A 23,177-nucleotide genomic window follows, 5' to 3' on the forward strand; every position below is an offset into this window, starting at 1 on the left:
CATCGTTTTGACGCGCACCGGGAGCGGCTGATCGACAGCACATGGCCGCCAGTTCATGCGCACGGCCCAGAGCCGCTGCATTGCGCGGTGCATGCCGATTTCAACACCGCCCTGCGCGCCCAACGGTCCTGCCATCGGCGGTCGGCGCGCCCTACACCAAGCCAAGATCCCGTGGTGTCGCGCCCGGAAACACGCGCTCCAGCTGCGCCGGCGAGAGCCCCCACAGCCGCTGCAGCACGCCGCCGAACAGGCTGCGGTAATTGGTCAGCACCGGATAATCGCGATTTTGCAGCAGCTGCGCCTGATCCACCGCAACCTGCTCGCCGGCAATGCGCCCGCCGCGCACGCCACCACCCAACACCCAGTAGGTGGTGCCATGCCCGTGATCGGTACCCTTGCTGCCGTTCTCGCGGAAGGTGCGGCCGAATTCGGAGATCACCAACACCACCGTCTCGTTCCACGCCGGGCCCAACGCATCGGCATACGCAGCCAGCCCTTCGCCGAGATTGCGCAAGTTATTGGCCAATCCTCCCGCAACACTGCCCTGATTGGCATGCGTATCCCAGCCGCCGACATCCACAAACCCCAGCCGATACCGCTCGCGCATCAAGCTCGCCATGCGCCGGGTTTCATCGGCAAAGCTGCGTGCGCTGGCAGCGCCACGGCCGGCCTGCTCCATCTCTTCGCGCAACTGGGCGGTGACCTGCTGGCGCAACGCAAGTCCTTCGCGCGCTGCCGTCGCCAGTGGCGTAGCGTCGTACATCTGCGACAGGATCTGCGATTGACGCGCGTCCAGTCCGCCCTTGCCGATGCCCCTCAACGACACGTTGGGCAGATCGCCGCCGCCCTGGAAGGTCAGCGGCAGCGAATCGGTAAAGGCAATCGCCGGCACACCGCTGAGCACGCCCGACAGGCGTGCCATGAACCCGGAACGGTAATCGCGATGCTTGCCGGCCTGGCCGGATTCGATGTCGTCCTGGGTTTCGAAGTGGCTGCGCGACACATCGTCGGTGCCGGCAAACGGCACGAACGCCAGTTGATTGCGCTGCCACAACGGTAGCAAGGCATCGCGCATCACCGGGTTGAGACCCCATTGCGCGTCCAGCGCGATGGCGCTGTCGGGATTGGCCGCATCCGGTCGCGCAATCGCCAGCGTGGGCCGCGACTGATAATAAAAATCGCTGCCGTGCGGCACCAAAAGATTGTTGCTGTCGTAGCCGCCGCGCAAGAACACCACCAGCATGCGCGCGCTATCGCGTGGCGCGGCAAACAAGCGGCCGGCCCAAGGCAGCGCTGTGGCTGCGGCGGCAGAAGCAAGCAGGAATTGACGTCGTTGCATGGTGTACTCCCACGGCGATGACTGCATCGCACTCGGTGAATCCGCAGCGGTGAACCAGTGATGTGAGTCAGCGATAGTTGAAGTCCGGCGACGCCAGCAAAAATCCGTTCCATTCCGCCGGCGAGCGCGCCTGCTCCAGCGCCTGCTGCGTGCCTGTCGCCAGCGATGGCGCGATCCAGCGATACGCCGCGCGCGTGTCGATGCGCGTCAGCGGCGGAATCGGCATGTCGTTGTCGCCATCGCGCCGGAACAATTGTCTGGGGCCGCTGCCCAGCGCGCGCGCCACTTCGAATCGGCGCGCCAGTTGCCCGGAGCTGGTCCAGGCCTGCGATTGCAGCGACCATCCATCCGGTGTGATGCGGCCGAATAACGGCTCGCCCAGTTGCTGCACCCAGCTGGCCATCGGGGCGGCATTGATCACCGGCTGGTCCTCGTAGGCCAGCCGCATCGCCGACACCACGAAGCGATTGGGGTCCTTGAACTTGCGCGGCTGCGCCTGTGCAAATTCCGCAGAAGCCAGCATGGTCTGCATGACCTTGCCGATATCGCCGTCGCTGCGCTGGAAGACGCTGGCCATCCGCGCAACCAGCGCTGGCGGTGGCGTGTCGCTGACGAAGTACTCGGCCATGCGTTGCGAGACGAAGTGCGCACATGCCGGCTGGCGCACCAACACCTGCACGGCACGTTCAATCTCATCCAGGCCACCGCCGGCAATCCGCTGACCGAGCAGCATCTTGTCGCCGGGCTGATGGCGCGCCGGGTTGAATTCGAACACTCCCTTGCGCACCGCCTGTGGCTGGCCAGGCACGGTCGCCGGCACCGGCGGCGCACCATCGGCCTTGATCGGCACCAGGCCCGCGCCGGTCAGGATCAACGCGAGCTGCTGCACGTCCTGCTGGGTGTAGCCACCATGCACGCCCAACGTGTGCAGCTCCATCAGCTCACGCGCGTAGTTCTCGTTGACCTTGCCCTTGGCATTTTTGGCGTTGTCCAGATACTCGAGCATCGCCGGGCTTTGCAGCGTGGCCATCACCAGGTCGGCGAACTTGCCGGTCGCATTGGGACGGATCGCGTTTTCCATGTAATCGGCGGCCATCCACTTCACGCGGCCTTTGTCGGCGTACACGCTGAAGTGATTGAGCCAGAACCACACCAGTTGCTCGCGCAGCTGATCCGGTGCATATACCGCACGCAGCAGTTGCGCCTGACGCGCCTGGGTGAGCATCTGCCCGCCGCGCGCCTGCCAGTCCTTGCGCAAGGCCACTTTCTCATCGCCATCGGGCATGGCCTGAAGCCGGATCTTGTCGGCCTCGTAGCGGGTCAGCAAGGTTTCCAGCGGAGTATGCAACGCATCGAAGCCCTGCAGCTGCGCGCGCACCGGCGCCGGTAACGCAGCATCGTCGCCGGGCTGGAGCAGCAGCGCGCCATAGCGTTTCGGGCCGAGCCGCTGCAACTGCGCTGCGCCATCGGCATCCACACCGTAGGTGGCACGTTGCAGCCAGCGCGTCTGGGTCGGTGTCAGCGGCGTTTCGGCCGCGTGGCCGGCCGCAGCCAACGCGCAGCCGGCAAGCAGCAACGCACGGCCCCAGGTGCGCGGCCATCGCCGTGGCAAAGGGCGCGTCTGCGCGCAAGAGACCTGTGCAACGCGCTCGCTCATGCAGCTCTCCATCGCAGGTACCTGCAACCGGACAAGTATGGTCAAGCAAACGTTCGAGGCGTTAAACGGTTGTCGGAGCCGTGCAGGCCATTGCCCACGGGTTCATCCGGACACGCGCGCGCGTCACAAGCCCGGAGGCAGGGTCACATCGAAGCGGGCGCCACCCAGCTCCTGCGAGCGCACCACCTGCAGCTCACCGCGGTAGGCCTTGATCAGGTCCTGCACGATCGACATGCCGATGCCATGGCCCTGTACGCGCTCATCGCCACGCACGCCACGTTGCAGGATCTTGGCGACATCTTCCGGCGCAATGCCGGGGCCGTCGTCTTCCACCGACAGAATCAGGCCGGCACGCCGGCTGCCGGTAGTCGGGCCGGGCTGTGCGGTCAGCAGCACCCGGCTGCGCGCCCACTTGAAGCCGTTTTCCAGCAGGTTGCCCAGCAATTCCTGCAGATCGCCCGGCTCGCCATGAAAGCGCGCATCCGGGGAAATATCGAATTCGCACAGCACGCCCTTGATCGAATACACCTTTTCCAGACCGCGCACGATTTCTTCGGCGGACGGCTCGATCTGCAAGGGGGCGGCAAACAGTTTGTGGCCGCTGGAGGCTGCACGCGCCAGCTGATACGACACCAGGTCGTTCATGCGCCGCAGCTGCACGTCCATCTCCTTGTGCAGGTCGTGCTCGGAAGCGCCGCTATCGAGCTGCGTGCGCAGTACCGCGATCGGCGTCTTCAGGCTGTGCGCCAGGTCGGCCAGCGTATTGCGTTGGCGCTCCAGATTATCGCGCTCGCTCTCGATGAAGGCGTTGATGCTGTCGGTCAGCGGCTCCAGCTCGCGTGGATGCTGCTCGCTCATGCGCTGGATCTCGCCGCGCTGCACCTTGGTCAGCTCGTTGATCACGCGCCGCAGCGGACGCAGGCTCCATTGCAGGATGAAGGCCTGCAGCACCAGCAGCACCACGCCGGCACTGCCGAGGTAAAACCATACCGCGCCACGGAAAACACGTAGCTGCGCGCCCATCGAGCGCGCGTCTTCCATCACATAGATGGTGTAGGGGATCTCGCCGCCGTGCTCGCGCTCGACGTAGCTGACGCCCAGGCCATAGCGATACAACTGGCCCAGGCTGCCATCGATCTGGGTCATCTCCAGCGGCCCGATGAATTCTTCCTGGCGCGGCTCCAGCATGCGGCCATGCGGAATGTTCGGGCCTTCGGCCGACATCGAGGTCCAGCTTTCGTCCGGACGCACCACTTCCACGTACAGACCGCCGCCTGGCACATCGAAGCGCGGGTCGGGCGGTTGCCCGCCGATATAGATCGAGCCGTCGCGGACAAAGTCGATGTTGGCAGCGTAAGCCGAGGCGTAATTCTTCAGCCGCTCACGCAGGTTCTTCTCGGCGGTGTCGGCAAAGGCGACATCCAGGGCGTACCCGGCCAGCGCCAGGAAGGCCACCAGGCTGAGGCTGGCGGCCAGCAGCTGGCGCGCCTGCAAAGAGCGCGGACGCCAGCGTTTGTACCACTTGGAGCGCATCGGCACCTAAGTCTTCCTGCCTGCCGACGCGCGGACTCAGCCTTCGGTGCGCGGAATGGCGAAGCGATAGCCCCGACCACGCACGGTCTCGATCGGCTTCAACTCACCATCGGGGTCGAGCTTCTTGCGCAGGCGACCGATGAACACTTCCAGCACGTTGGAGTCGCGATCGAAGTCCTGCTGATAGATATGCTCGGTGAGATCGGCCTTGGAGACCAATTCGCCGGCATGCATCATCAGGTACTCGAGCACTTTGTACTCGTAGCTGGTCAGGTCGACGTTGGCGCCGTTGACGCTCACTGTCTGCGCCGCCAGATCCAGTGCCACCGGGCCGCATTCCAGCGTGGGCTTGCTCCAGCCGGCGGCACGGCGCAACAGCGCGTTGACGCGAGCCAGCAGCTCTTCAACGTGGAACGGCTTGACCAGATAATCGTCGGCACCTTGCTTGAGGCCTTCGACCTTGTCCTGCCAGCTCGAACGCGCGGTCAGGATCAGGACCGGGAATTTCTTGCCCTCGTCGCGCAGCGCCTTGATCAGCTCCATACCCGACATCTTGGGCAAGCCCAGATCGATGATGCCGACATCGAACGGCACTTCGCGGCCCATGTAGAGGCCTTCTTCGCCGTCCTGTGCAGCGTCGACAGCAAAGCCTTCACGCTTCAGACGCGCGGCAAGGGTCTCGCGCAGCGGAGCTTCGTCTTCGACCAAAAGAATACGCATGCACTCTCCCTAGTAACGTTATCGGCCCACGGCCGGGGAATTTATGAGACTGAACGCCGAACTATCTACGTTCAGTGGTTATCGTCGCGTGGTGGCGCGTCGGGAGGCGGGGGGCTGCGCGGTGGCGCGGCCTGCGTCTGCTCCGGCTCGTACACCGTGTGGACGCGCCCGTCTTTCATGTACTTGACCCGATTGAGGTTGCCGCCATCGAACGGCACGCGCTCGGCCCCCAGGATCTGTCCACCGGTGGACCGCTGCACATGGCGGATGGTGTCGGACAAGGTGCGGCTGTTGCCGCGCGCCGATGCCGGCATGCCCTCGCGACCACCCTGCGCCATCGGGTACCCCTGGCTCCACGCCGACGGCGCGGCCATGGCACCCCACAGGGCGACCAGGACGACATAGCGAGCGCGGCTGAGCGGATGGGTCACAACTGGATCCTAGCGGGTTGTTCAGGAACATTCAAAATTCGTGAAACCGGCAGTGCATCACACAGGGCCGGGCGACGGAAATTGAGCCAAATTCTTGATTTTTGGGGGTGAATCCGATCTGAACTTTTTAGCTTCGTGTTAACGCCATTCAGTGAAATGAATGTCTCTACCGGGCAGACGCCCTGCCAGCAAGGCTTTCGCTCTGGAGGCCGGGCCGTCAAACCGCAGCTAGGAACAGTCCCGATCTGCCAATTCAGCTGATGCAAGCGCCGGGCCAGTCACGCCACAATGCGCCAGGGGCGGCTGTCGGTGCGCTGCAGCGCCTGCTCCACCAGCTCCCAGCCAGCGCCCGGACGGTGTGCGCCTTCGCTGAGGACCTGGCGAAACGCCCGCCCGCCTGGCTGCCCATGGAACAGGCCCAGCACGTGCCGGGTGATGTGCTTGAGCGCCAGCCCTTGTTCCAGTTGCGACTCCACGTAGGGGCGCAACGCACGCAGCAACGCCTCGCGTGGCTGTTGCGGGCGCTGGGTCAATGCGGCATCGAGCTGATGCAGGACATATGGGTCGTGGTACGCGGCGCGACCGAGCATCACGCCGTCGGCCTGCTGCAGGTGCGCCAGCGCGGTATCGACGGCGGCGATGCCCCCATTGAGCACCACCGGCAAACCGGGACGCTCCTGCTTGAGGCGGTATGCCCAGTCGTAGCGCAGAGGCGGCACTTCGCGGTTTTCCTTCGGCGACAGGCCCTTGAGCCAGGCATTGCGGGCATGCACCACCACCATCGCCGCGCCGGCCGCGACCACCAGGTCGACGAAGCTGGCGAACACCGCGTAATCGTCATCGTCGTCCACGCCCAGACGGCATTTGACCGTGATCGGCAGGTCAGTGGCCGCACACATGGCAGCGACGCACTCGGCCACCAGCGCAGGCTCGCGCATCAGGCAGGCACCGAAGCGCCCGGCCTGCACGCGGTCGGACGGGCAGCCGCAGTTGAGGTTGATTTCGTCGTAGCCCCACTCCTGCGCGATGCCGGCCGCCTGCGCGAGCAGGGCCGGATCGCTGCCGCCCAGTTGCAGCGCCAGCGGGTGTTCGACCGTATCAAACCCGATCAGCCGTGCGCGATCGCCATGGATCACCGCGTTGGCATGCACCATCTCGGTATACAGGCGTGCGGACGGCGCCAGCAGGCGATGGAACACCCGGCAATGGCGGTCGGTCCAGTCCATCATCGGGGCAACGGACAGGCGCAGGGAGGCGGCGTAGCGATCGGCGGAAACGGTCATCGACGGTTGGCCGCAGCGAGCGACCATTGGAATGCGAAGCAGGATCAACAGCTTACACGGGCATCGATGAATCTGCGGCGGTGCGGCATGGCATGCTGGGGCGCCCTGCCTGCCGGAGGCGTTACATGATCACCTGTTCGCTGCGCTATGTGATCGATCCGTATCAGTTGGCCGAATTCGAACACTACGCTCGCTTGTGGATCCCGCTGGTGGCGCGCTTCGGCGGCCAGCATCACGGCTACTTCCTGCCTTCGGAAGGGGCGAACAATATCGCCCTGGCGCTGTTTTCGTTTCCCTCGCTCGCCGAGTACGCGCGCTATCGGGAGGCATCGCTGCAGGATGCGCAGTGCCTGGCTGCGTTCGCCTATGCGGAGCGAACGCGTTGCATCATCAGTTACGAGCGCAGCTTCTTTCGTCCGGTGCTCGGATAGGCGCGTCGCGCCCGCTACCTGGACGCTGATGCGATTACGGGTTACGAAAACCCACACGCTCTTCGGCGCTCAGCGGCTTGCCGAGGGCGTGGTAGGAGGCAGCCAGCACGATCAGCGAGGTCCCCATCACCGCGTAGAAGCTCCACGAGGTCGCCAGCACATGCACCTGGCCGAACACCAGCGCGACGACGGCGGTTGCGGTGCACAGCACCATGGCCAGCAGCGACATCAGGAAAGGGATGGAGGGATCGATCTTCATGGCGGGGGTTCCAGGCTGCGATGGCTGAAGCATCGGCGTTCCCGGCCGGTTCTTGAACTGTTTTCTGCGCTTTTTCTGAGCAAATTTTAAGCAAGTCAGCGCGCGCTCAGTTTTATGTCAAAGCCTTGGCGCGCAAGGCTTTGCGCGTCGGAAATCTCCTGACGGGATGGCGGAAAAATCATCACCGGCGCCAGACTTCCAGCGCAGGCGCGACGGAAACCCGACAGGATGGACGTCACGGTTTGGCGCGCTCGAAACCAGGCCACGGGCACCGCGATCGCAGCTGTCGTTGCACTGCTGATGTGCACGCCCTCACGGGGATGATCGCGCCGCACAGACGCCCAGATGCGGGCGACAGCGCGGTCAACGGCGTATCCGTCCGGGCGCTTGCCGGAACCGTGAGACACCGTGGCCAGTGACATGCGGAGCCATCCGGACGGGCGCCCCGGACTGGATGATCTACCGCCGTCTGTCCGCAATTGGCGCAGGAAGAGGAGCGGCCGGCAACAACGTGGCGGGCAGTCATCGGATCGGCGTGGACGGCACCCGCACCCAGGGTCGTACGAGCGATACATGCGCACCGACGCCGCAGACGCGCGCCTGGCGGGCGCACCGTCCCTGTGTGAGCTGCCCTGAACTCGCCTGCCTACTCGCCTGCGTCGACCGCGTACCGGCCGCGATCATTGCGCGCTATCGACGTACCGGGACCGGCTCACACCCGTAGCGGGCAAGGATCGGATAGATACGTACGCTCTGGAACCGCCGCTGGGTCCGCGCGGTCGATGCAAAACCCGACATCGGTCGCGCCTGCCTGCGGGCTGCGCGGCAGTACGACGCGATGGCTGTGTTGGCCGCTTCCGCGCGCCAAGCGCGATATCGCCGGGAGCATCAGCACGCGTGACGTCAACAGCCGGCCGGCGCGTGTCGCTCTAGACCATCGTCCACGCCGCGAGGTGTCACGCACTATCAAGAGCAGCTTGAGCAGACGCGCAACTGGCAAGGCGCGCAAGGCATGCGAAGCGCTCGACCAAACCGATCAGCGGGCCGGGGCGGTGGCGAATTCGCCGCGCTGCAACTTGGTCACATCGTTGCCCTGCCCGTCCTTGAGGCTGAGGTCTGCGCCCTTGGCGGCAAGGTCCTTGAGCACGTCGGTGCGCTGGAACAGCGCTGCGTACATCGCCGCGGTCTGGCCGGCGTTGTTGCGTTGGTCGGGCGCGCAGTCGGCCTGCATCAGGCGCTTGGCGATACCGAGCTCGCCCTTGAAGATCGCGCCCATCAGCGCGGTGTTGCCGCGCTTGTCCTGCGCGCAGGGGTCGGCGCCGGCGCTGAGCAACTGCTCCACTGCCGGGCGCTGGCCGTGATAGGCCGCCAGGATCAGGGCGGTATAGCCCTTCTCGTCGCGGGTGTTGAGGTCGTAGTGCGAGCGAATGAACTCGGCCAGCATGTCCTGGCGGCCTTCGCGCGCGGCATCGAAGAAGTACTCACGCAGCTGCAGCTTGATCTGCTCCGGGCTCGACGTGGATGACGTGGGCGCTGCGGGCGTGGCAGACGGCGAGGCAGCGATGGCTGGCGCGCACAGGGCGCTCAGCATGACCAACAGCAGGGTGCGCATATCGCTCTCCCAAGACGGGGACGGCATCGCGGCATGGCCGCGATGCCGTCGGGTGGATCAGTCCTGCAGGCTGGAGGCCAGCTGCTTGACGCGCGCCAGGTCGCCCTTGGCAACGCGGGTGACGCCAGTGCCGTACTCGGGGTCGGCCTTGTACAGGAACGACAGCATCAGGTGCTTGCTCTCGGTATCGGTGGTGGCCAGCGACTCGCCGAAGCTCTGCACCAGATCGGCGCGATCCTTCTTGCTGTAGGAGCGGTACAACTCACCGGCCTGCTTGAAGTTCTGCTCGCGGGCGATCTTGGCCTGCTGCGTGGTGCCCGACAGCGGCAATTCGCTGTAGCGGGCGGCGGTGTCCTGCGGACGCGGCTCCAGGCGGCTCGGCTCGTAGTTCACGCCGCTGGTGGTGTGGCCGTGATTGGCCTCGCCATCCTGGTTGCCATTGTTGACCGCCACGCGCGGACGATTCACCGGCAGGCTCAAACCATTGGTGCCGACGCGATACAGCTGGGTGTCGGCGTAGGAGAAGATACGCCCCTGCAACAGACGGTCTTCGGACGGTTCGATCCCCGGCACCAGGTTGGCCGGTGCCATCGCCACCTGTTCAGTTTCCTGGAAGAAGTTGTCGACGTTCTTGTTCAACACCATCTGGCCGACCTTCTGCTCCGGCACGTCCGGCCAGATCTTGGTGGCATCCAGCGGGTCGAAATCGAACTTGGCCAGGTCTTCGGGCTTGAGCACCTGCACGTACAGGTCCCACTTCGGGAAATCGCCCTTCTTGATCGCACCGACCAGATCGTTGGTCAGGTGGCTGTAGTCCTTGGCCTGGACCGCGGCAACCTGCTTGGGATCGAGGTTCTTGATGCCCTGCAACGTCTTCCAGTGGAACTTGACGTAATGCACCTCACCCTGGGCGTTGACCAGCTTGTAGGCATGCACGCCGTTGCCATCCATGAAGCGATAGCCGGCAGGCGTGCCTTCATTGGAATACAGCAGCGTCAGCGTGCGGGTGCTTTCGGGCACGTGCGAGAAGAAGTCGAAGCGACGCGAGTCGTCGTCCAGATTGGTGCGCGGGTCCGGCTTGAACGCGTGGACCATGTCGGGGAACTTGATCGCATCGCGGATGAAGAAGGTGGGGAAGTTGTTGCCGACCAGATCCCAGTTGCCTTCGCTGGTGTAGAACTTGGTTGCGAAACCATGCGGGTCGCGCAGCGTTTCCGGCGAGTGATTGCCGTGCACCACCGATGAAAAGCGCACGAACACCGGGGTCTTTTCGCCGGCGCTGAACACCTTGGCCTTGGTCAGGTTGGACAGATCGGCGGTGGCGGTGAACTCGCCTTTGACGCCGGTGCCGCGCGCATGCACCACGCGCTCGGGAATGCGCTCGCGATCGAAGCGCTGCAGCTTCTGGATCAGCTGCACGTCCTGCAGCAGGGTCGGGCCGGTGGCGCCGGCAGTCTGCGAGTTCTGGTTGTCGCCCACCTTGGCGCCGTTGTCGCGGGTCAGCACGGATTGGGCGAAGACCGGTGGGGCGATCAATGTGGGGGCTAGCAGGGCTAGCACCATGAGGGATCCAGGGCGCATGGCGTCAGCTCGTGTTGAGGGAGCTGAATCATGGCGAGCGGGCCGAAGCGAGAGAAGTCGTTAGTTATGATCGCAGCGATAGGCGAACATGATGATGACTGCGTTGCGTGATATGTATCGCTAAATGCCCAGGCAGTAGGTTGCAGATCGTCGGGTTGTGTCCGCGCAAACGCCCCACGCGGACTTCGCCGTGCATGAAGAAAGTGCGGATGAGCCTAGCGCAATGCTGCGCTGCAAGGTTGGAACGCCTGGAGCGATTGGCAGAGCGCCGTCGTTCCAAACGCACTCTTCGGGGCGGAATGAGATCACGGGCATGCATGCGCTGCGCTGTCCATCTGCCGCCGCGGCTGTCGCCGCAGCAATCACTGCCTGCATGACGATGCGCTGATCGGTGTACGAACGCAGGGTGCGATCTCGCTCATACAGCGATGCTGACGCAGCGGCACCGCTTGTGTATCGGCCGATGCCTGCATCGATGCAGAACCTGCACCGATGCGGCACCTGGTAGTGGATCAACGCCCGATCACCCGCTTGAACGGTGGCAAGGCATCGATGATGCGTTTTCCGTAGCGACGCGTCAGCAGGCGCGAGTCGAGAATGATGACGCGACCGTGGTCGCTGGAACTGCGGATCAAACGGCCGGCGAACTGCGTCAGCGTGCGTAGCGCGTGCGGAATGGCAATCAGGTTGAAGGCGTTATGGCCGCGGCTTTCCAGCCATTCGCTCAAGGTGGAGGTCTGCGGATCGGTCGGCACGGCGAACGGCACCTGGGTGATGACCACCGTGGTGCAGGCCTCGCCGGGCAGATCCAGGCCTTCGCCGAAGGAATTGAGCCCGAACAGCACCGAGCCCTCGCCGGCGGCGATGCGGCGCAGGTGTTCGGTGATCAGTTGCGACTTGTTGCCTTCGCCCTGCACCAGCACGCGGTTGCGTTGCGCCAGCGGCATCAGGTCGGCGACCTTTTCCATCTTCCAGCGCGAGGTGAACAGCACGATGCTGCCCTTGGCGTTCCAATCCAGTTCGCGCACCAGGTACCTGGCCACTTCCTTGGGATGCCCTTCGCGGTCGTCCGGGGTGACCGGGAAATTGGGCACGATCAGCTCGGCCTGATTGGGCAGGTCGAACGGCGAGGCCAGCGAGGCCATTTCGGCGTGATCGGGCAGACCGTTGTCGATGGCGAAGGACTGGAAATCGCCGCCGCCGGTGAGCGTGGCCGAGGTCATCACCACCGAATCTACCTCGTTCCAGATCATCGTGCGCAGCACCTGCGCGGCCGACACCGGCGAGCAGTGGCAGACCAGGTCGCCGTCGCGCGAGAGGGTGATCCAGCGCGCCATCGGCGGCTGGCCTTCCTTGTCCTCGCGCCGCCAGCCGCTCCACAGATTGTGCTGCTGCTCGGCCATTTCCAGCGCCAGGCCCAGGTTGCGTTGCAGGCGCTCGCGTGCGGCATCGTCCTGCTTGCCCTTGGCCACCGCGCCATGGGCGGCATGCACCCAGTTGAACAGCGCGCGGGTTTCTTCGCCGAGTTCTTCGATGGCCGGGCCCCACTGCGGCGGCAACTTGCCGTTGGCAGCACGCCATAACGGATCGCGCTCGCCTGGCTCGGGCTTCCAGACGCGCTCGACCTCGGCATGGAAGGCCTTGAGCAGCTTTGCCACTCGCGCCGCCACGTCGATGGCTTCGTTGGGCAGCAGGTTGCCGATCCTGTCCTTGTCCACCGCGCGGTACGCAGCGGCGATGAGAATCTGCATGCGGCCAGTGCGCTTGGCCATCTCGTCCAGCGGCAGATTGGCCGCACCCTGGTCGATCGCCACGCCGGCGATGTGATGGCCCTCGTCGAGCACCAGCAGCATGTCCGACGGCGGGGCGATCAGCGGCTGACCGTTTTCGGCATCGCCCAGCGACAGCGAAGACAGCAGCAAGGCGTGATTGGTGACCACGATCTGCGCTTCGCGCACATCGGTGCGTGCCTTGAGTACCGGGCACTGCGCGGCATAACTGCAACGGCGCCCCGCACAGCCGGAGGCAGGCGTGGTGATGCGCATGCGCAGCGGCACCGAAACCTGCTCGGGAGCATCGTCCAGGTCGCCGTTCCAGGTGCGCGCGGCATAGGCCTTGGCCAGCCGTTTGGCCAGGTCCGCATCGACGGGGCTGAGCGGGCGGTCGTACAGCGCCTGCTCGTCTTCGAACATGGCGTTCTGGCTGGTGTCGCCTTCCAGTTCGGCGGCATTGCGCGTGCACAGATAGCGGGTGCGGCCCTTGGCCAGCGCCACGGTCGCTTCCAGCCCGGTGGCCTTGAGGAAGGCCGGGATGTCGCGCTCCACCAGCTGCGACTGCAGCGCCACGGTGCCGGTGCTGATCACCAGCTTCTTCTTGGTGGCCAGTGCGATCGGCACGCCGGCGGTGAGATAGCCCAGGCTCTTGCCGACGCCGGTAGGCGCCTCGGCAATGCCGATGCCACCGGAAGTGGCCAGCGCACGCGAGACCAGGCCGATCATCTGGCTCTGCGCACGGCGGGTGGCAAAGCCGGGCGTGTTGGCCTGCAGCTTGGCGTAGGCGTCGCGAATGCCGGCCTTGATCGGGTCGGTCAGCACACGCTGGGTGGGAACGGGCGCGGACGGCGCAGCCGGTGGGGCAAGATCACTCATCGCGCTATTTTCGCACGGACCGGCGCAGCGCCTGCGACCGATACGCTGGGCAGCTGAACCTGTTTGTGCACTGCCGATGCATCGCCTGGGACCCAAGCGCTGGAACGGAAGAACGGCGGGGCGTCGGCGGGTAGAGGCAAACGCTGCGCTCGACACGTGCCTGCCTGCCGTGCGTGCCGCTGTCGCGCACTGCTGGTTGTTTTGAATGCCAGGCAGCGATGCGTGGACGCGCTCGAAGACCGGCACCCGGCAAGCACCGCCAGACTGTCAGACCAGTGCGATCAGGCGCGTTGTGGCCAGGCGTAACGCGTCCAGACCAGGCCGATCACCGCCATCATCGCGCCCACCGCCAGCATGCCGATGCCCACCCCGGCCGGACCGAAGCGCTCGTACAGCAGGCCCGCCCTGTTGACGGTCGCCAGGGACTGCGGATGCAGCAATGTCCAACCGCCCTGCCCTGCACAGATCAGCCCGACCAGGGTGAGCGCCAGCGCCTTGGGCGGGATCATGCGCGCGGACCGGCAGCAGGCGGCAGCCGTTGCAGGCTGCGCGCCAGGGTCCACACCAGCACGCCGATGCCCACGCCTTGCACGGCGGTCAGCACGAAGCGGCCGACGCCCATCACCAGACCGATCTGGCGCACGTTGCCCTGCTGCATCAACAACATCGGAATCGCCTGCAGGGCCACCTCGGCCAGCACACAGCCCAGCAGCAGCCACAGCCCGGCCAGCGCGGCACGCCGCAACGGCCCGAAGGGGGCGCGCCACAGAAGTACCAGCCCCAGCAACAAGGCGATTAGCATCGGCACCCGCGACAACAGGCCGGTGATCAGGCTGAGCAGGATGTCGGTGGTGGTCATGGCCAACGGCTCAGTCCGCGCTGACCAGCACGGCATCGCGTGCGCGCAGCGCGGCGTAGACCGGGTCGGTATCCGGGCGCACGCCGTGCCACAGCGCGAAACTTTCGGCAGCCTGTTCCACCAGCATGCCCAGGCCGTCGATGGCGTAACGGCATTGCGCCGCGCGCGCCCAGGCCAGGAACGCGATGGCGGTTTGCCCGTAGTTGAGATCCACCGCGGCAGTGAGGCTGTTGACCAGGCCCAGCGGCAGCGCGAACGCACCGGCGTCACGGTCGCGTCCGGCGGCGGTGGCGTTGACGATCAGCTCGAAGTCGCCGAGCTCGCGCAGGTCTTCGATGTAACGCGACACCACCCGACCAGGTTCGCCGAGCGCATCGCACAACGCATCGGCGCGCTCGGGCGAGCGGTTCACCACCACCATTTCGGTGATGCCCGCTTCCAGCAAGGCCGGGGCGACGCCGCGGGCGGCACCACCGGCGCCGAGCAGCAACACGCGACGACCGCGCAGATCCAGGCCGTGGCGATCGGTGAGATCGCGCACCAGGCCGATGCCGTCGGTGTTGTCGCCCTGCCACTGGCCATCGTTGCGCACCAGCGTGTTCACCGCCCCGGCCAGCTGCGCGCGATCGCTCAGGCTGGCGGCCAGCGCAAAGGCGGCCTCTTTCAACGGCAAGGTGACGTTTGCGCCCTTGCCGCCTTCGTCGGCGAAGCGCTGCAGCGTGCTGGCGAACGCTTCCGGCGGCGCATCGATGGCGGTGTAGTCCAGCGCGATGCCGGTCTGCTTGCCGAAGTCGGCGTGGATGGCCGGTGACAGCGAATGGGCGACAGGGTGACCGAACACGGCATAACGGGATACGGGCATGAAACGCTCTCTGGTTGACTAGACTGTGCGCGACCTGGAGCAGGAACACCGCATGCAACTTCGATGGACGCCGCTCGCGCTGGCGGCGAGTTTACTCTTCGTCCCGTCCGCGTCGGGACTTGCCGAGTTCGGCATCGAAGGCATGGGCGTGGTGTCCACACCGGCCAACGAGGCGCACGCCACGCTCAGCCCGGATGGGCAACGCATCGTCTGGGCCAGCGACCGCGCCGGTGGCCCCGGTGGCTGGGACCTGTGGCAGGCGCATCTGCGCGGCGGGCGCTGGCAGGACGCGCAGCCGCTGCCGATCAATACCGCCCAGGACGAGATCACGCCGTTGTTCAGTGCCGATGGGCGCTGGCTGCTGTTCGCCTCGTCGCGGCCGGGCGGCACCGGTGGCAGCGACCTGTACCGCGTGCCGGTGGATGCGCAGGGTGGCCTGGGCGCGGTGCAATCGTTGGGCGCGGCGATCAACAGCCGCGGCAACGAGCGCGCGCCCAGCCTGTCGCTGGACGGCACGCACCTGCTGTTCGCCAGCGATGGCCACGGCGGCGCCGGCGGCATGGATGTGTTGGTGGCGCGCTGGGATGGGCGCGCGTTCACCGCACCTGCGCCACTGCGCGACATCAATACCGGCGCCGACGAACTGGATGCGGCCTGGCTTGGCGACGGGCGTGGCCTGGTATGGGCGCGCGGTGCAGTCGATGGCCCCAGCCAGTTGTTGCTGGCCACATGCAGCAACGGGCACTACGCCCAGGACCAGGCCTTGCCGCTGTCGTTCAACGGGCCGCAGGAGCGCACGTTCGGCGCGGTGGTGGATGCGGCCAAACCGGGCGAGCTGCTGGTCACCGGCAGCGCGCGCGCACCACGCGCGGGGCAACTGGATATCTACCGGATGAAGGCGCCGGCGGTGGAGGGAGATGCCAGCTGCCGTTGAAGGCGGATGGATGCGCAAACTCTTGCCAGGGGCTGCCTGGGACACGACTTCACGCCAAGCTGTTGCACAGCGGATGATCTGGGTCACGCTGCAGTGCGCTGATCTGCGGTGTGACTGCAGGGCTGCTGATCTGAGGCTTGGTCGCAGGGCCCTTGCGCGCCTACCATCGCAGGACACGCCGCAAGTACGTCCTGGTAGGCTCTTGCGCGGCATCCGTGCCGCGTAAGGTCCCGCGCCGGTAGGCGGACAAGGGCCAGTCGAGATGGTAGGTGTGCATGGTCAAAAGCGGGAGCGGCAGCAAGCGGGTCAGATGCAGCGGTGGTTGCATGATCCTTGTGATCTGGCAGACGTGGTCTGATTTCCAAAACTTTCCGTCGAAGGCGGGCAGTAAGTGGATGGGGTCTTCCCCCTATCGCTAATCGTCATCCACACATGCATACAAGCAGCCAGGCCGCTGCGTTAAGTCCTCTCGCTTAAGTTATCCCGCTTGTGCGGTTCCATCAGCGCACGACCAACTTGGCAGGCGTGATGTCCTTACCGGTTCCGGGACCCTTGGCGGCATGGATGCCGCCAAGGAGCCTGCATGGACGGATTCACGGCGTGTCCCGGAAGTGGTGAGGGCATCGCGCCCTCGATCAACCAGGCTTTCGATTCAAGCATCGGACCGCGCTTAGATGCCGCCATGGTTGGCAGCTAACAAAACCACCGCGCACGCTGCAAGCAGTGCATGGTCGAGACTAGCTAGGACGCAGCATATATCGGTCGTTCACCGCGATTTCTCCAAACCGCTCGCACCCGCTTAGCGGCCGCACGCCACGTTTTACTAGCCGCTCCAACGCAGCGATGCAGTGGCCATGACCGCGCTCAATACACATCGCGCCGATAACGTCCCGCTGCGGTCAGCGACTCCAGCCGCGTCTCGCCCAGCAAGTCGCGCAGCGTGACATCGACCTCACGCGCCATGCTATCCAGGCTGCCGCAGACATGGATCACCGCACCGCGATCGATCCAGTGGCGCAAGGCGTCGCCGGTCTCGCGCAAGTGATGCTGCACGTAGCGCTTGTGCGCCTGGTCGCGCGAGAACACCCGGTCCAGCTGCTGCAGATGGCCACGTGCATGCCAGGCCTGGAGTTCGTCGGCAAACAGACCATCGTGCGCGGCCTGCCGTTCGCCGAACAGCAGCCAATGCCCGTGCACGCCGGCCAGCTCGGCCTCGCGCAACAAGGCACGTAAACCGGCGATGCCGGTGCCGTTGCCGATCAATACCATCGGCGCCGCTTCGACGCGATGGAAGCCGGGATTGGTGCGCAACCGCGCGCGCACCGCCGCACCCATCGTCGCATGGCAGATCAGCCAGCCCGAGCCCAGCCCTGGGCTGCCATCGCTGCGGGCGGTCAGGCGCACCACCGCCGTGGCCACGCCATCGGCCGGCACGCTGGCCAGCGAATAGTCGCGCGTAGGCAGCCAGTCGCAGGCATCCAGCCAGGCCTGTGGATCGGGACACGGCGCTGGCGGCGCGGCCGGCGGCGGCGGCAGCACACGCTCGGCGGCGGCCTGATGCAGCGGCAGCAACTGCGCATCGACATGCACCAATGCATCGGGCGAAAGGCCCCACGCCGCCAGACATGCACGCACCTGCGCATCGGCGTGCGCAGGCTGCACCTCGAGGATATCGCCCGCCTGCCAGTGCGCCTGCAGCGATGGCTGCAGGTCGATGCGCCAGATCGGCGCCCCCTCGCTGCCCGGGTTGAGATGCGTGCGCGCGGACAGCGTCCACTGCGTCAGGCGCGGCCGCGTCAGCGCGACAGCGGCCACCGGCGCGCCGGCAATCTGCGCCAGCTGCGCATGCCATTGCGCAAGCGCCTGCGGGTCGGCGTTGTCCATTTCCACGGCGGGGAACAACGCGCGTGCGCCCTGCGCGTCCAGCCACTGCTCGATGCGCCGCGAAAATCCGCAAAACTGCGCATATTGGCGGTCGCCCAGTGCCAGTACCGCGTAAGCCAGCTGCGGCAAGGCGATGCGCTGGCGCAGCAGTTCGCGCTCGAATCCGCGCGCCGCGTCCGGCGGCTCGCCATCGCCGAACGTGCTGATCACCAGCAAGGCGTGCCGGGTGGCCTGCAACTGCGGCGCATCCACCTGCGCCAGCGCGCGCACCTGCACCGGCAGGCCGGCCGCCTGCAGATGCCCGGCCGCCTGCCAGGCCAGCCGCTCGGCAAAGCCGCTCTGGCTGGCGAAGGCGATCAACCACGGCTCGGCCTGCGAGGCCGGCGGCGCGCCCTGCAGCAGCACGCGTGCGGCGCGCAACTCGCGCTTCTTGCGGCGGCGATCCAGGTACAGCATCCAGCCGCTGATGAAGAACACCGACATGCCGATGCTCGCCAGCATCACCACGATGCGCCCCGGCAATCCGAAAAAACTGCCCGAGTGCAGGGGGAACATGCTCACCAGCCACTGCTGGCCGCGCGGCAACTGCGCGTAATCCTGGCGACGCAGCAAGGCGCCGCTGGCGGCGTCGATTTCCAGATTGTCGTAGGCGCGGTCGTGGTCGGGCCGGTCCGGCAAGAACCGTACGCTCATCGGCTGCCCGGCACGGGTGGGGACCCGCAGATCCAACGCGGCGTGATGGGTGCCCGGGATACCGTCCAGAGTGCGCTGCACGCGCGCGAAATCCACCGTCGCCGGCCGATGCTCGCCCCCGTCGCCGCGCATGGCCGGCTCCTTGCCGAGCAAGGCCACCATGCCGTCGCGATACCAGTCGTACGACCAGGTCAGCCCGGTCAGCGCGACCAGCAGGTAGACCAGCAGGCACCAGGTGCCGAACACCGCATGCAGGCTCCACAGAAAACTGCGCCCCTGCCGCCGCCATTCCACCGCCCACCAGGTCCGCAGGCTCCACCAGCGCCGCGGCCAACGCAGATACAGCCCGGACGCGCAGAAAAACAGCAGGATCAAGGTACATGCCCCGGTCACTGCCTGGCCGCGCTTGCCCGCAGTCAGATGGCGGTGCAGGTCTTCGATAAACGCAAACGCGCCACTCAAGCGCGGCGCGGCAACGCGCTCGCCGGTGTAAGGGTCGAAGTACACGCGCCCGCCGCCCTTGCCTGCCAGACGTGCGGTGGAAGGCCGCGCGCCGGTGGGGTCGATCAGCATGCGTGTCACCGCCTGCTGTTTTCCTGCATCGCGCGGAGTCAGGTCGAGCCGCTGCAACAACACATCCACTGGCAACGCGCGCTCGTCGGCGGCATGCCGCACGGCCAGCTGCGCGATGGCCGGGTTGGCCAGCCGCACGATTTCGTTTTCGAAGGACATCAGCGCGCCGGTCACGCCCATCACCGACAGCACCAACCCGGCCGTGATGCCGAGCAGCCAGTGCAGTTGGAACAGAACCGTCTTGAACACGCGCGAACAACCTGAAGCAGCAGGGCTCGCTATTGTAGATGAGAATCGTTATCGCAGTCGGCGCGCCTAGATCGATGGCGAATGCGTCGTCTTGCAGGCAGCCCTGGCCAGCCACGCTGCTTGCGCATCGCGATCAGGCGCCCGGTGGCCGGCCTGCGGCCCTAAGCCGGCGATGTGCCAGGAAATAGCAGCAGATCGCGTGGATCAGATCGAACCGCTACCGCGCACAACAGGCCGGCGCTGCCGGTCCGTGCAACAACGCGGAAGATCCGACACGACCATTGGATGCCCTCTTCACCGCATCGAATGCGCGTTGAGCGGCATCCACGAAAGATGCCACCACAACGCCTCTCACGCAGCACGTCTAAACGCGCTCAACCTTCGCGCAGCCAGCGCGCCACCTGCGGTGCGAAATAGGTCAGCACGCCATCGGCACCGGCGCGCTTGAAGGCCATCAGCGCTTCCAGCACGCAGCGGCGTTCGTCCAGCCAGCCGTTGGCGGCAGCCGCCTTGAGCATCGCGTACTCGCCGCTGACCTGGTAGGCGAAGGTCGGCACGCGAAATTCCTGCTTCACCCGGCGCACCACATCCAGGTACGGCATGCCCGGCTTGACCATCACCATGTCCGCGCCCTCTTCCAGGTCCAGCGCAATCTCGCGCATGGCCTCGTCGCTGTTGGCCGGGTCCATCTGATAGGTGGTCTTGTCGGCCTTGCCCAGATTGCCGGCGCTGCCGACCGCATCGCGGAACGGGCCGTAGAACGCCGAGGCGTACTTGGCCGAATACGCCATGATGCGCACGTTGAGATGGTCGTCGGCATCAAGCGCGCGACGGATCGCACCGATGCGGCCATCCATCATGTCCGAGGGCGAGATGATGTCCACACCCGCTTCGGCATGCGACAGCGATTGCCTGACCAGCGCGTCGACGGTGATCTCGTTGAGCACATAACCCTTGGCGTCGATGATGCCGTCCTGGCCGTGGGTGGTGTACGGGTCCAGCGCCACGTCGGTCATGACCCCCAGCTCCGGGAAGCGCGCCTTGAGCGCGCGCACCGCACGCTGCGCCAGGCCATCCGGGTTCCAGGCCTCGGCCGCATCCAGGCTCTTGCCGGCCGGGTCGATCACCGGGAACAGGTCGATCACCGGAATGCCCAGTTCCAGCGCGTTTTCCGCTTCGCGCAGCAGCTCGTCCAGCGACAGCCGCTCCACGCCCGGCATCGAGGCGATAGGCGCGCGGCCGGACAACTCATGCACGAACACCGGCCAGATCAGGTCATCGGTGGTCAAGGTGTTTTCGCGCATCAGGCGGCGCGAAAACGCATCGTGGCGCATGCGGCGGGGACGATAGTGCGGGTGGGCCATGACAAGGCTCCTTGTGACAGCCCACAAGTCTACGCCCGCCACCTTGCTGCGGACGCCGCTGCGACGCACTGTCGCAGCGCTGCAACGGCTAGATCACGCCGCCGCCCAGGCTCAAGCGGATCACCCCGACCACGATCACCAGACCGTTGAGCAGCAGGCCGGTCTTGGCGCGGCCACGATGGCCGGCCGAGGTAAACAACAGTGCGATCGCCGCGATCAACGCACCCACTGCCGCGAACGGAATCAGGAACCAGTTGCCCCAGCCCAGCAGCGGAATGAAGGCCAGCACCATCCACAGCAGCGCCACGATCCCCCACAACAGACTGATCAATCCCACGTGCCACCTCTCCTTGAACAAAGCGCGAGCATACCGGCGCGACCGTCCGCACGGCGTGGGCAGGTGGTCACCCTGACCAATGGCGGCTTGGCGGCTTGGCGGCTTGGCGGCTTGGCGGCTTGGCGGCAGCCTCACACGGGCGTGGCTAGTGTGCGACAGCGTCCGATGGGTTTCAGAGTGCTGCCAGGACCATGGCGTCGTCGCCGCCAGGTGGCACGTCGTCTTGCCGCGTCGTGTTAGCCACTCTTCAGTCAGGGCGCCGGATCATCGCCGTCATCACCATCTTCCAGGGGGCCACATCATGAACAGGCATTTCGTCGTCGGCGCCGCGCTGGCCCTGCTGCTGGCCGGCTGCGCCAGCAGCTCCAAGGTGATGCTCGGCCAGGCACGCGCCCCGATCGACCCCGCCCAGGTGCAGGTCTATTCGCATGCCCCGGTCGGCTCGGTGGAGATCGCCCAGCTCGAATCCACCAGCGCCGCTGGTTTCGGTACCCAGGGCCAGACCGATGCCGCCGTGCAACGCCTCAAGCGCGAAGCCGCCAAGCTGGGCGCCAACGGCGTGGTCATTGTCGGCGTCGGCTCGGAACGCTCCGGCGGCGGCCTGTCGGTCGGCGGCGGCAGCTACGGCGGCCGCGTCGGTGGCGGCCTGGGCATCGGCATCCCGACCACCCAGAAGCGTGCGGCGGGTATGGCGATCTGGGTGCCGGCGGGGGCCAGGGAGACGGCCACCAAAGAACCCTGAGAGTCGCTTCAGGACGGCAGCGCGCCGGAGATTCCTTGCGAGGACGAGCAGTTAGGACGCACGTCGCCTGGAACGGGCTCCTGCCGAGAATCTGAAGACATTCATCAGGTGATAGGCATTAAAAGTCTGGAAATGCGGTTAGCTCTGTGGCACCTTACGGCAGACCTGCGTTTAACCGCACACAAGGAAGATGGCCGTGGCAGGCACTCAAACGAACAATTTCAGCGCTGACAGTAGCGCCAGCGCGGGCGTCTATCGCTGCATCGGCAGCCTTGGGTCCGCTCTCAGGAAAGCCGCCGAGAGGACCGGTCGGGGCTGCCGTCTGTCTTTCTTTCCGTATCAAGCTAATTCAGTGAGACTTGCCATGACTGACCATGTCCGTCGTTCGCGCGCCCCGTTTTCCCGCCTTGCAGCAGGCTTGTTCCTCGCCGTGGGACTTTGTGCGGGTCAAGCAAATGCACAGGGGGTGATTACCCATGACCCGCTGACGCTGGAAAGCATTTTGGGTGAATACGGAAAGGAATTATCGCGCTGGAAGGAGACCATTTCGCAATACCAGAAGGAATATGCGCATTACCAGCAACAGCTGATCAGGCTGCAGAGCCTGAACTTGAGCGTTACGAAGTTGGAAGACAACTTCGTCGAGCGCGATCTCAACTACGGGATGGCAGCAGCATGCTCTGGTACAGGCGGTGGCCTGGGAGGCATTATGACAAGCATCAAAAACATGCTGCCCAACATGGATGGCAACCTCGTGACTGAGCAGACCAAGATCTGTCAGCTGATGGTGATGACTGACAACGCGCGCTACAACGAATCTGTCCGCATGCTCAAACGATTGATTCAGCGCAACAAAGAGTTCGATCAGAGGATTCAGTCGCAACGGAAAGGCGTCGGAACCAGCCAGGGCGCGCTTGCCGCAAATGACAACGAGGTCGCACGCTTTGTGGCGCAGAACTCGATGGAGCTCGATTACTGGCAGGCAAAATTGAAGGCCTACGACTACTACGAGGCTTCCTTGAAAGGCGACCAGCGAAAGCTGACCAAGCGCGCCTTTGATGGCAATAAGGAGGGCGGCATTCCACTGGTCACCCAGCTGGTACAGGCTGCTGCTTTGAAGGCGGCATTATCAGTTGATTGAATGCACTTGCACATTTGTCATGCACGGCAGGCAGTTTTTCAGGAT

General features: G+C 65.5%; 21 protein-coding genes. 4 read left to right on the top strand and 17 right to left on the bottom strand.

The features are described from left to right. Positions 1 to 151: 151 nt before the first annotated feature. The 6 genes from VZ068_RS19720 to dusA all read right to left on the bottom strand — a co-directional run bounded on the left by VZ068_RS19720 (position 152) and on the right by dusA (position 6,963). The gene (locus VZ068_RS19720) at positions 152 to 1,339 is read right to left on the bottom strand and encodes a DUF1501 domain-containing protein (protein WP_349656245.1); all 1,188 of its coding nucleotides are present in this window, start codon (positions 1,337 to 1,339) and stop codon (positions 152 to 154) included. A 67-nt stretch (positions 1,340 to 1,406) separates the two neighbouring features. After that, positions 1,407 to 2,915 carry a DUF1800 domain-containing protein gene (locus tag VZ068_RS19725; RefSeq protein WP_349657760.1) on the bottom strand — a complete coding sequence of 503 codons (1,509 nt, stop codon included), beginning with the start codon at positions 2,913 to 2,915 and terminating at the stop codon, positions 1,407 to 1,409. Positions 2,916 to 3,119: 204 nt separating this feature from the next. Continuing rightward, positions 3,120 to 4,490, bottom strand: coding sequence for a sensor histidine kinase (locus VZ068_RS19730; RefSeq protein WP_211287651.1), 1,371 nt, complete (start codon positions 4,488 to 4,490; stop codon positions 3,120 to 3,122). Positions 4,491 to 4,565: 75 nt separating this feature from the next. Next, entirely contained in the window at positions 4,566 to 5,249 is a 684-nt protein-coding gene (locus VZ068_RS19735) for a response regulator transcription factor (protein WP_002808458.1), read from the bottom strand. A gap of 71 nt (positions 5,250 to 5,320) precedes the next feature. Continuing rightward, on the bottom strand, positions 5,321 to 5,623 hold the full coding sequence (locus VZ068_RS19740; RefSeq protein WP_039427763.1) for a hypothetical protein: 303 nt from the start codon (positions 5,621 to 5,623) through the stop codon (positions 5,321 to 5,323). 335 nt (positions 5,624 to 5,958) lie between these two features. Beyond that, positions 5,959 to 6,963, bottom strand: a complete 1,005-nt coding sequence (gene dusA, locus VZ068_RS19745; RefSeq protein ID WP_349656246.1) for a tRNA dihydrouridine(20/20a) synthase DusA — start codon at positions 6,961 to 6,963, stop codon at positions 5,959 to 5,961. A gap of 125 nt (positions 6,964 to 7,088) precedes the next feature. Here dusA and VZ068_RS19750 point away from each other — a divergent pair, with 125 nt between their 5' ends. Continuing rightward, a complete protein-coding gene (locus VZ068_RS19750) occupies positions 7,089 to 7,394 on the top strand; it encodes an NIPSNAP family protein (RefSeq protein WP_259157270.1) in 306 nt (101 codons plus the stop codon). A gap of 34 nt (positions 7,395 to 7,428) precedes the next feature. On the opposite strand, the gene VZ068_RS19755 is transcribed toward VZ068_RS19750, so the two are convergent. The 8 genes from VZ068_RS19755 to aroE all read right to left on the bottom strand — a co-directional run bounded on the left by VZ068_RS19755 (position 7,429) and on the right by aroE (position 15,215). Next, positions 7,429 to 7,653 carry a hypothetical protein gene (locus tag VZ068_RS19755; RefSeq protein ID WP_029221791.1) on the bottom strand — a complete coding sequence of 75 codons (225 nt, stop codon included), beginning with the start codon at positions 7,651 to 7,653 and terminating at the stop codon, positions 7,429 to 7,431. A 95-nt stretch (positions 7,654 to 7,748) separates the two neighbouring features. Then, positions 7,749 to 8,075 carry a hypothetical protein gene (locus VZ068_RS19760; protein WP_349656247.1) on the bottom strand — a complete coding sequence of 109 codons (327 nt, stop codon included), beginning with the start codon at positions 8,073 to 8,075 and terminating at the stop codon, positions 7,749 to 7,751. 614 nt (positions 8,076 to 8,689) lie between these two features. After that, positions 8,690 to 9,265, bottom strand: a complete 576-nt coding sequence (locus VZ068_RS19765; protein ID WP_259167048.1) for an ankyrin repeat domain-containing protein — start codon at positions 9,263 to 9,265, stop codon at positions 8,690 to 8,692. A 57-nt stretch (positions 9,266 to 9,322) separates the two neighbouring features. Continuing rightward, a complete protein-coding gene (gene katB, locus VZ068_RS19770) occupies positions 9,323 to 10,828 on the bottom strand; it encodes a catalase KatB (RefSeq protein WP_259157275.1) in 1,506 nt (501 codons plus the stop codon). 530 nt (positions 10,829 to 11,358) lie between these two features. Then, positions 11,359 to 13,494 carry an ATP-dependent DNA helicase DinG gene (gene dinG, locus VZ068_RS19775; protein WP_349656248.1) on the bottom strand — a complete coding sequence of 712 codons (2,136 nt, stop codon included), beginning with the start codon at positions 13,492 to 13,494 and terminating at the stop codon, positions 11,359 to 11,361. 281 nt (positions 13,495 to 13,775) lie between these two features. Beyond that, positions 13,776 to 14,003: a hypothetical protein gene (locus VZ068_RS19780; RefSeq protein WP_349656249.1), complete on the bottom strand. Its 228-nt coding sequence runs from the start codon at positions 14,001 to 14,003 to the stop codon at positions 13,776 to 13,778. Further along, positions 14,000 to 14,353: a hypothetical protein gene (locus VZ068_RS19785; protein WP_349656250.1), complete on the bottom strand. Its 354-nt coding sequence runs from the start codon at positions 14,351 to 14,353 to the stop codon at positions 14,000 to 14,002. The genes VZ068_RS19780 and VZ068_RS19785 overlap by 4 nt, the downstream gene beginning before the upstream one ends. Before the next feature lie 10 nt (positions 14,354 to 14,363). Further along, complete coding sequence (aroE, locus tag VZ068_RS19790; RefSeq protein WP_349656251.1) at positions 14,364 to 15,215, bottom strand: shikimate dehydrogenase; 852 nt, start codon at positions 15,213 to 15,215, stop codon at positions 14,364 to 14,366. 52 nt (positions 15,216 to 15,267) lie between these two features. On the opposite strand from aroE, the gene VZ068_RS19795 reads away from it, so the two are divergent. Then, entirely contained in the window at positions 15,268 to 16,149 is an 882-nt protein-coding gene (locus tag VZ068_RS19795) for a TolB-like protein (protein ID WP_349656252.1), read from the top strand. 864 nt (positions 16,150 to 17,013) lie between these two features. On the opposite strand, the gene VZ068_RS19800 is transcribed toward VZ068_RS19795, so the two are convergent. The 3 genes from VZ068_RS19800 to VZ068_RS19810 all read right to left on the bottom strand — a co-directional run bounded on the left by VZ068_RS19800 (position 17,014) and on the right by VZ068_RS19810 (position 21,243). Further along, on the bottom strand, positions 17,014 to 19,548 hold the full coding sequence (locus VZ068_RS19800) for a sulfite reductase flavoprotein subunit alpha (protein WP_349656253.1): 2,535 nt from the start codon (positions 19,546 to 19,548) through the stop codon (positions 17,014 to 17,016). A gap of 374 nt (positions 19,549 to 19,922) precedes the next feature. Then, positions 19,923 to 20,912 carry a porphobilinogen synthase gene (gene hemB / locus VZ068_RS19805; protein WP_349656254.1) on the bottom strand — a complete coding sequence of 330 codons (990 nt, stop codon included), beginning with the start codon at positions 20,910 to 20,912 and terminating at the stop codon, positions 19,923 to 19,925. Positions 20,913 to 21,000: 88 nt separating this feature from the next. After that, on the bottom strand, positions 21,001 to 21,243 hold the full coding sequence (locus VZ068_RS19810) for a hypothetical protein (protein ID WP_208621455.1): 243 nt from the start codon (positions 21,241 to 21,243) through the stop codon (positions 21,001 to 21,003). Positions 21,244 to 21,550: 307 nt separating this feature from the next. Between VZ068_RS19810 and VZ068_RS19815 the strand changes: the two genes are divergently transcribed. Together VZ068_RS19815 and VZ068_RS19820 are read left to right on the top strand one after the other, a co-directional pair. Next, on the top strand, positions 21,551 to 21,991 hold the full coding sequence (locus tag VZ068_RS19815) for a hypothetical protein (protein ID WP_259167058.1): 441 nt from the start codon (positions 21,551 to 21,553) through the stop codon (positions 21,989 to 21,991). A 364-nt stretch (positions 21,992 to 22,355) separates the two neighbouring features. Beyond that, entirely contained in the window at positions 22,356 to 23,132 is a 777-nt protein-coding gene (locus VZ068_RS19820; RefSeq protein ID WP_259167059.1) for a hypothetical protein, read from the top strand. Positions 23,133 to 23,177: the final 45 nt, after the last annotated feature.

It is taken from the genome of Xanthomonas sp. 10-10 (genome assembly GCF_040182365.1).
Lineage (GTDB): Bacteria > Pseudomonadota > Gammaproteobacteria > Xanthomonadales > Xanthomonadaceae > Xanthomonas > Xanthomonas arboricola_F.

Bases quoted from the DNA above. Each gene is read 5' to 3' on its own strand.
- VZ068_RS19720 (WP_349656245.1), bottom strand. From the start codon at position 1,339: ATGCAACGACGTCAATTCCTGCTTGCTTCTGCCGCCGCAGCCACAGCG.
- VZ068_RS19735 (WP_002808458.1), bottom strand. From the start codon at position 5,249: ATGCGTATTCTTTTGGTCGAAGACGAAGCTCCGCTGCGCGAGACCCTT.
- VZ068_RS19740 (WP_039427763.1), bottom strand. From the start codon at position 5,623: ATGGCCGCGCCGTCGGCGTGGAGCCAGGGGTACCCGATGGCGCAGGGT.
- dusA (WP_349656246.1), bottom strand. From the start codon at position 6,963: ATGACCGTTTCCGCCGATCGCTACGCCGCCTCCCTGCGCCTGTCCGTT.
- VZ068_RS19750 (WP_259157270.1), top strand. From the start codon at position 7,089: ATGATCACCTGTTCGCTGCGCTATGTGATCGATCCGTATCAGTTGGCC.
- VZ068_RS19755 (WP_029221791.1), bottom strand. From the start codon at position 7,653: ATGAAGATCGATCCCTCCATCCCTTTCCTGATGTCGCTGCTGGCCATG.
- VZ068_RS19760 (WP_349656247.1), bottom strand. From the start codon at position 8,075: ATGTCACTGGCCACGGTGTCTCACGGTTCCGGCAAGCGCCCGGACGGA.
- VZ068_RS19765 (WP_259167048.1), bottom strand. From the start codon at position 9,265: ATGCGCACCCTGCTGTTGGTCATGCTGAGCGCCCTGTGCGCGCCAGCC.
- katB (WP_259157275.1), bottom strand. From the start codon at position 10,828: ATGGTGCTAGCCCTGCTAGCCCCCACATTGATCGCCCCACCGGTCTTC.
- dinG (WP_349656248.1), bottom strand. From the start codon at position 13,494: ATGAGTGATCTTGCCCCACCGGCTGCGCCGTCCGCGCCCGTTCCCACC.
- VZ068_RS19780 (WP_349656249.1), bottom strand. From the start codon at position 14,003: ATGATCCCGCCCAAGGCGCTGGCGCTCACCCTGGTCGGGCTGATCTGT.
- VZ068_RS19785 (WP_349656250.1), bottom strand. From the start codon at position 14,353: ATGACCACCACCGACATCCTGCTCAGCCTGATCACCGGCCTGTTGTCG.
- aroE (WP_349656251.1), bottom strand. From the start codon at position 15,215: ATGCCCGTATCCCGTTATGCCGTGTTCGGTCACCCTGTCGCCCATTCG.
- VZ068_RS19795 (WP_349656252.1), top strand. From the start codon at position 15,268: ATGCAACTTCGATGGACGCCGCTCGCGCTGGCGGCGAGTTTACTCTTC.
- hemB (WP_349656254.1), bottom strand. From the start codon at position 20,912: ATGGCCCACCCGCACTATCGTCCCCGCCGCATGCGCCACGATGCGTTT.
- VZ068_RS19815 (WP_259167058.1), top strand. From the start codon at position 21,551: ATGAACAGGCATTTCGTCGTCGGCGCCGCGCTGGCCCTGCTGCTGGCC.
- VZ068_RS19820 (WP_259167059.1), top strand. From the start codon at position 22,356: ATGACTGACCATGTCCGTCGTTCGCGCGCCCCGTTTTCCCGCCTTGCA.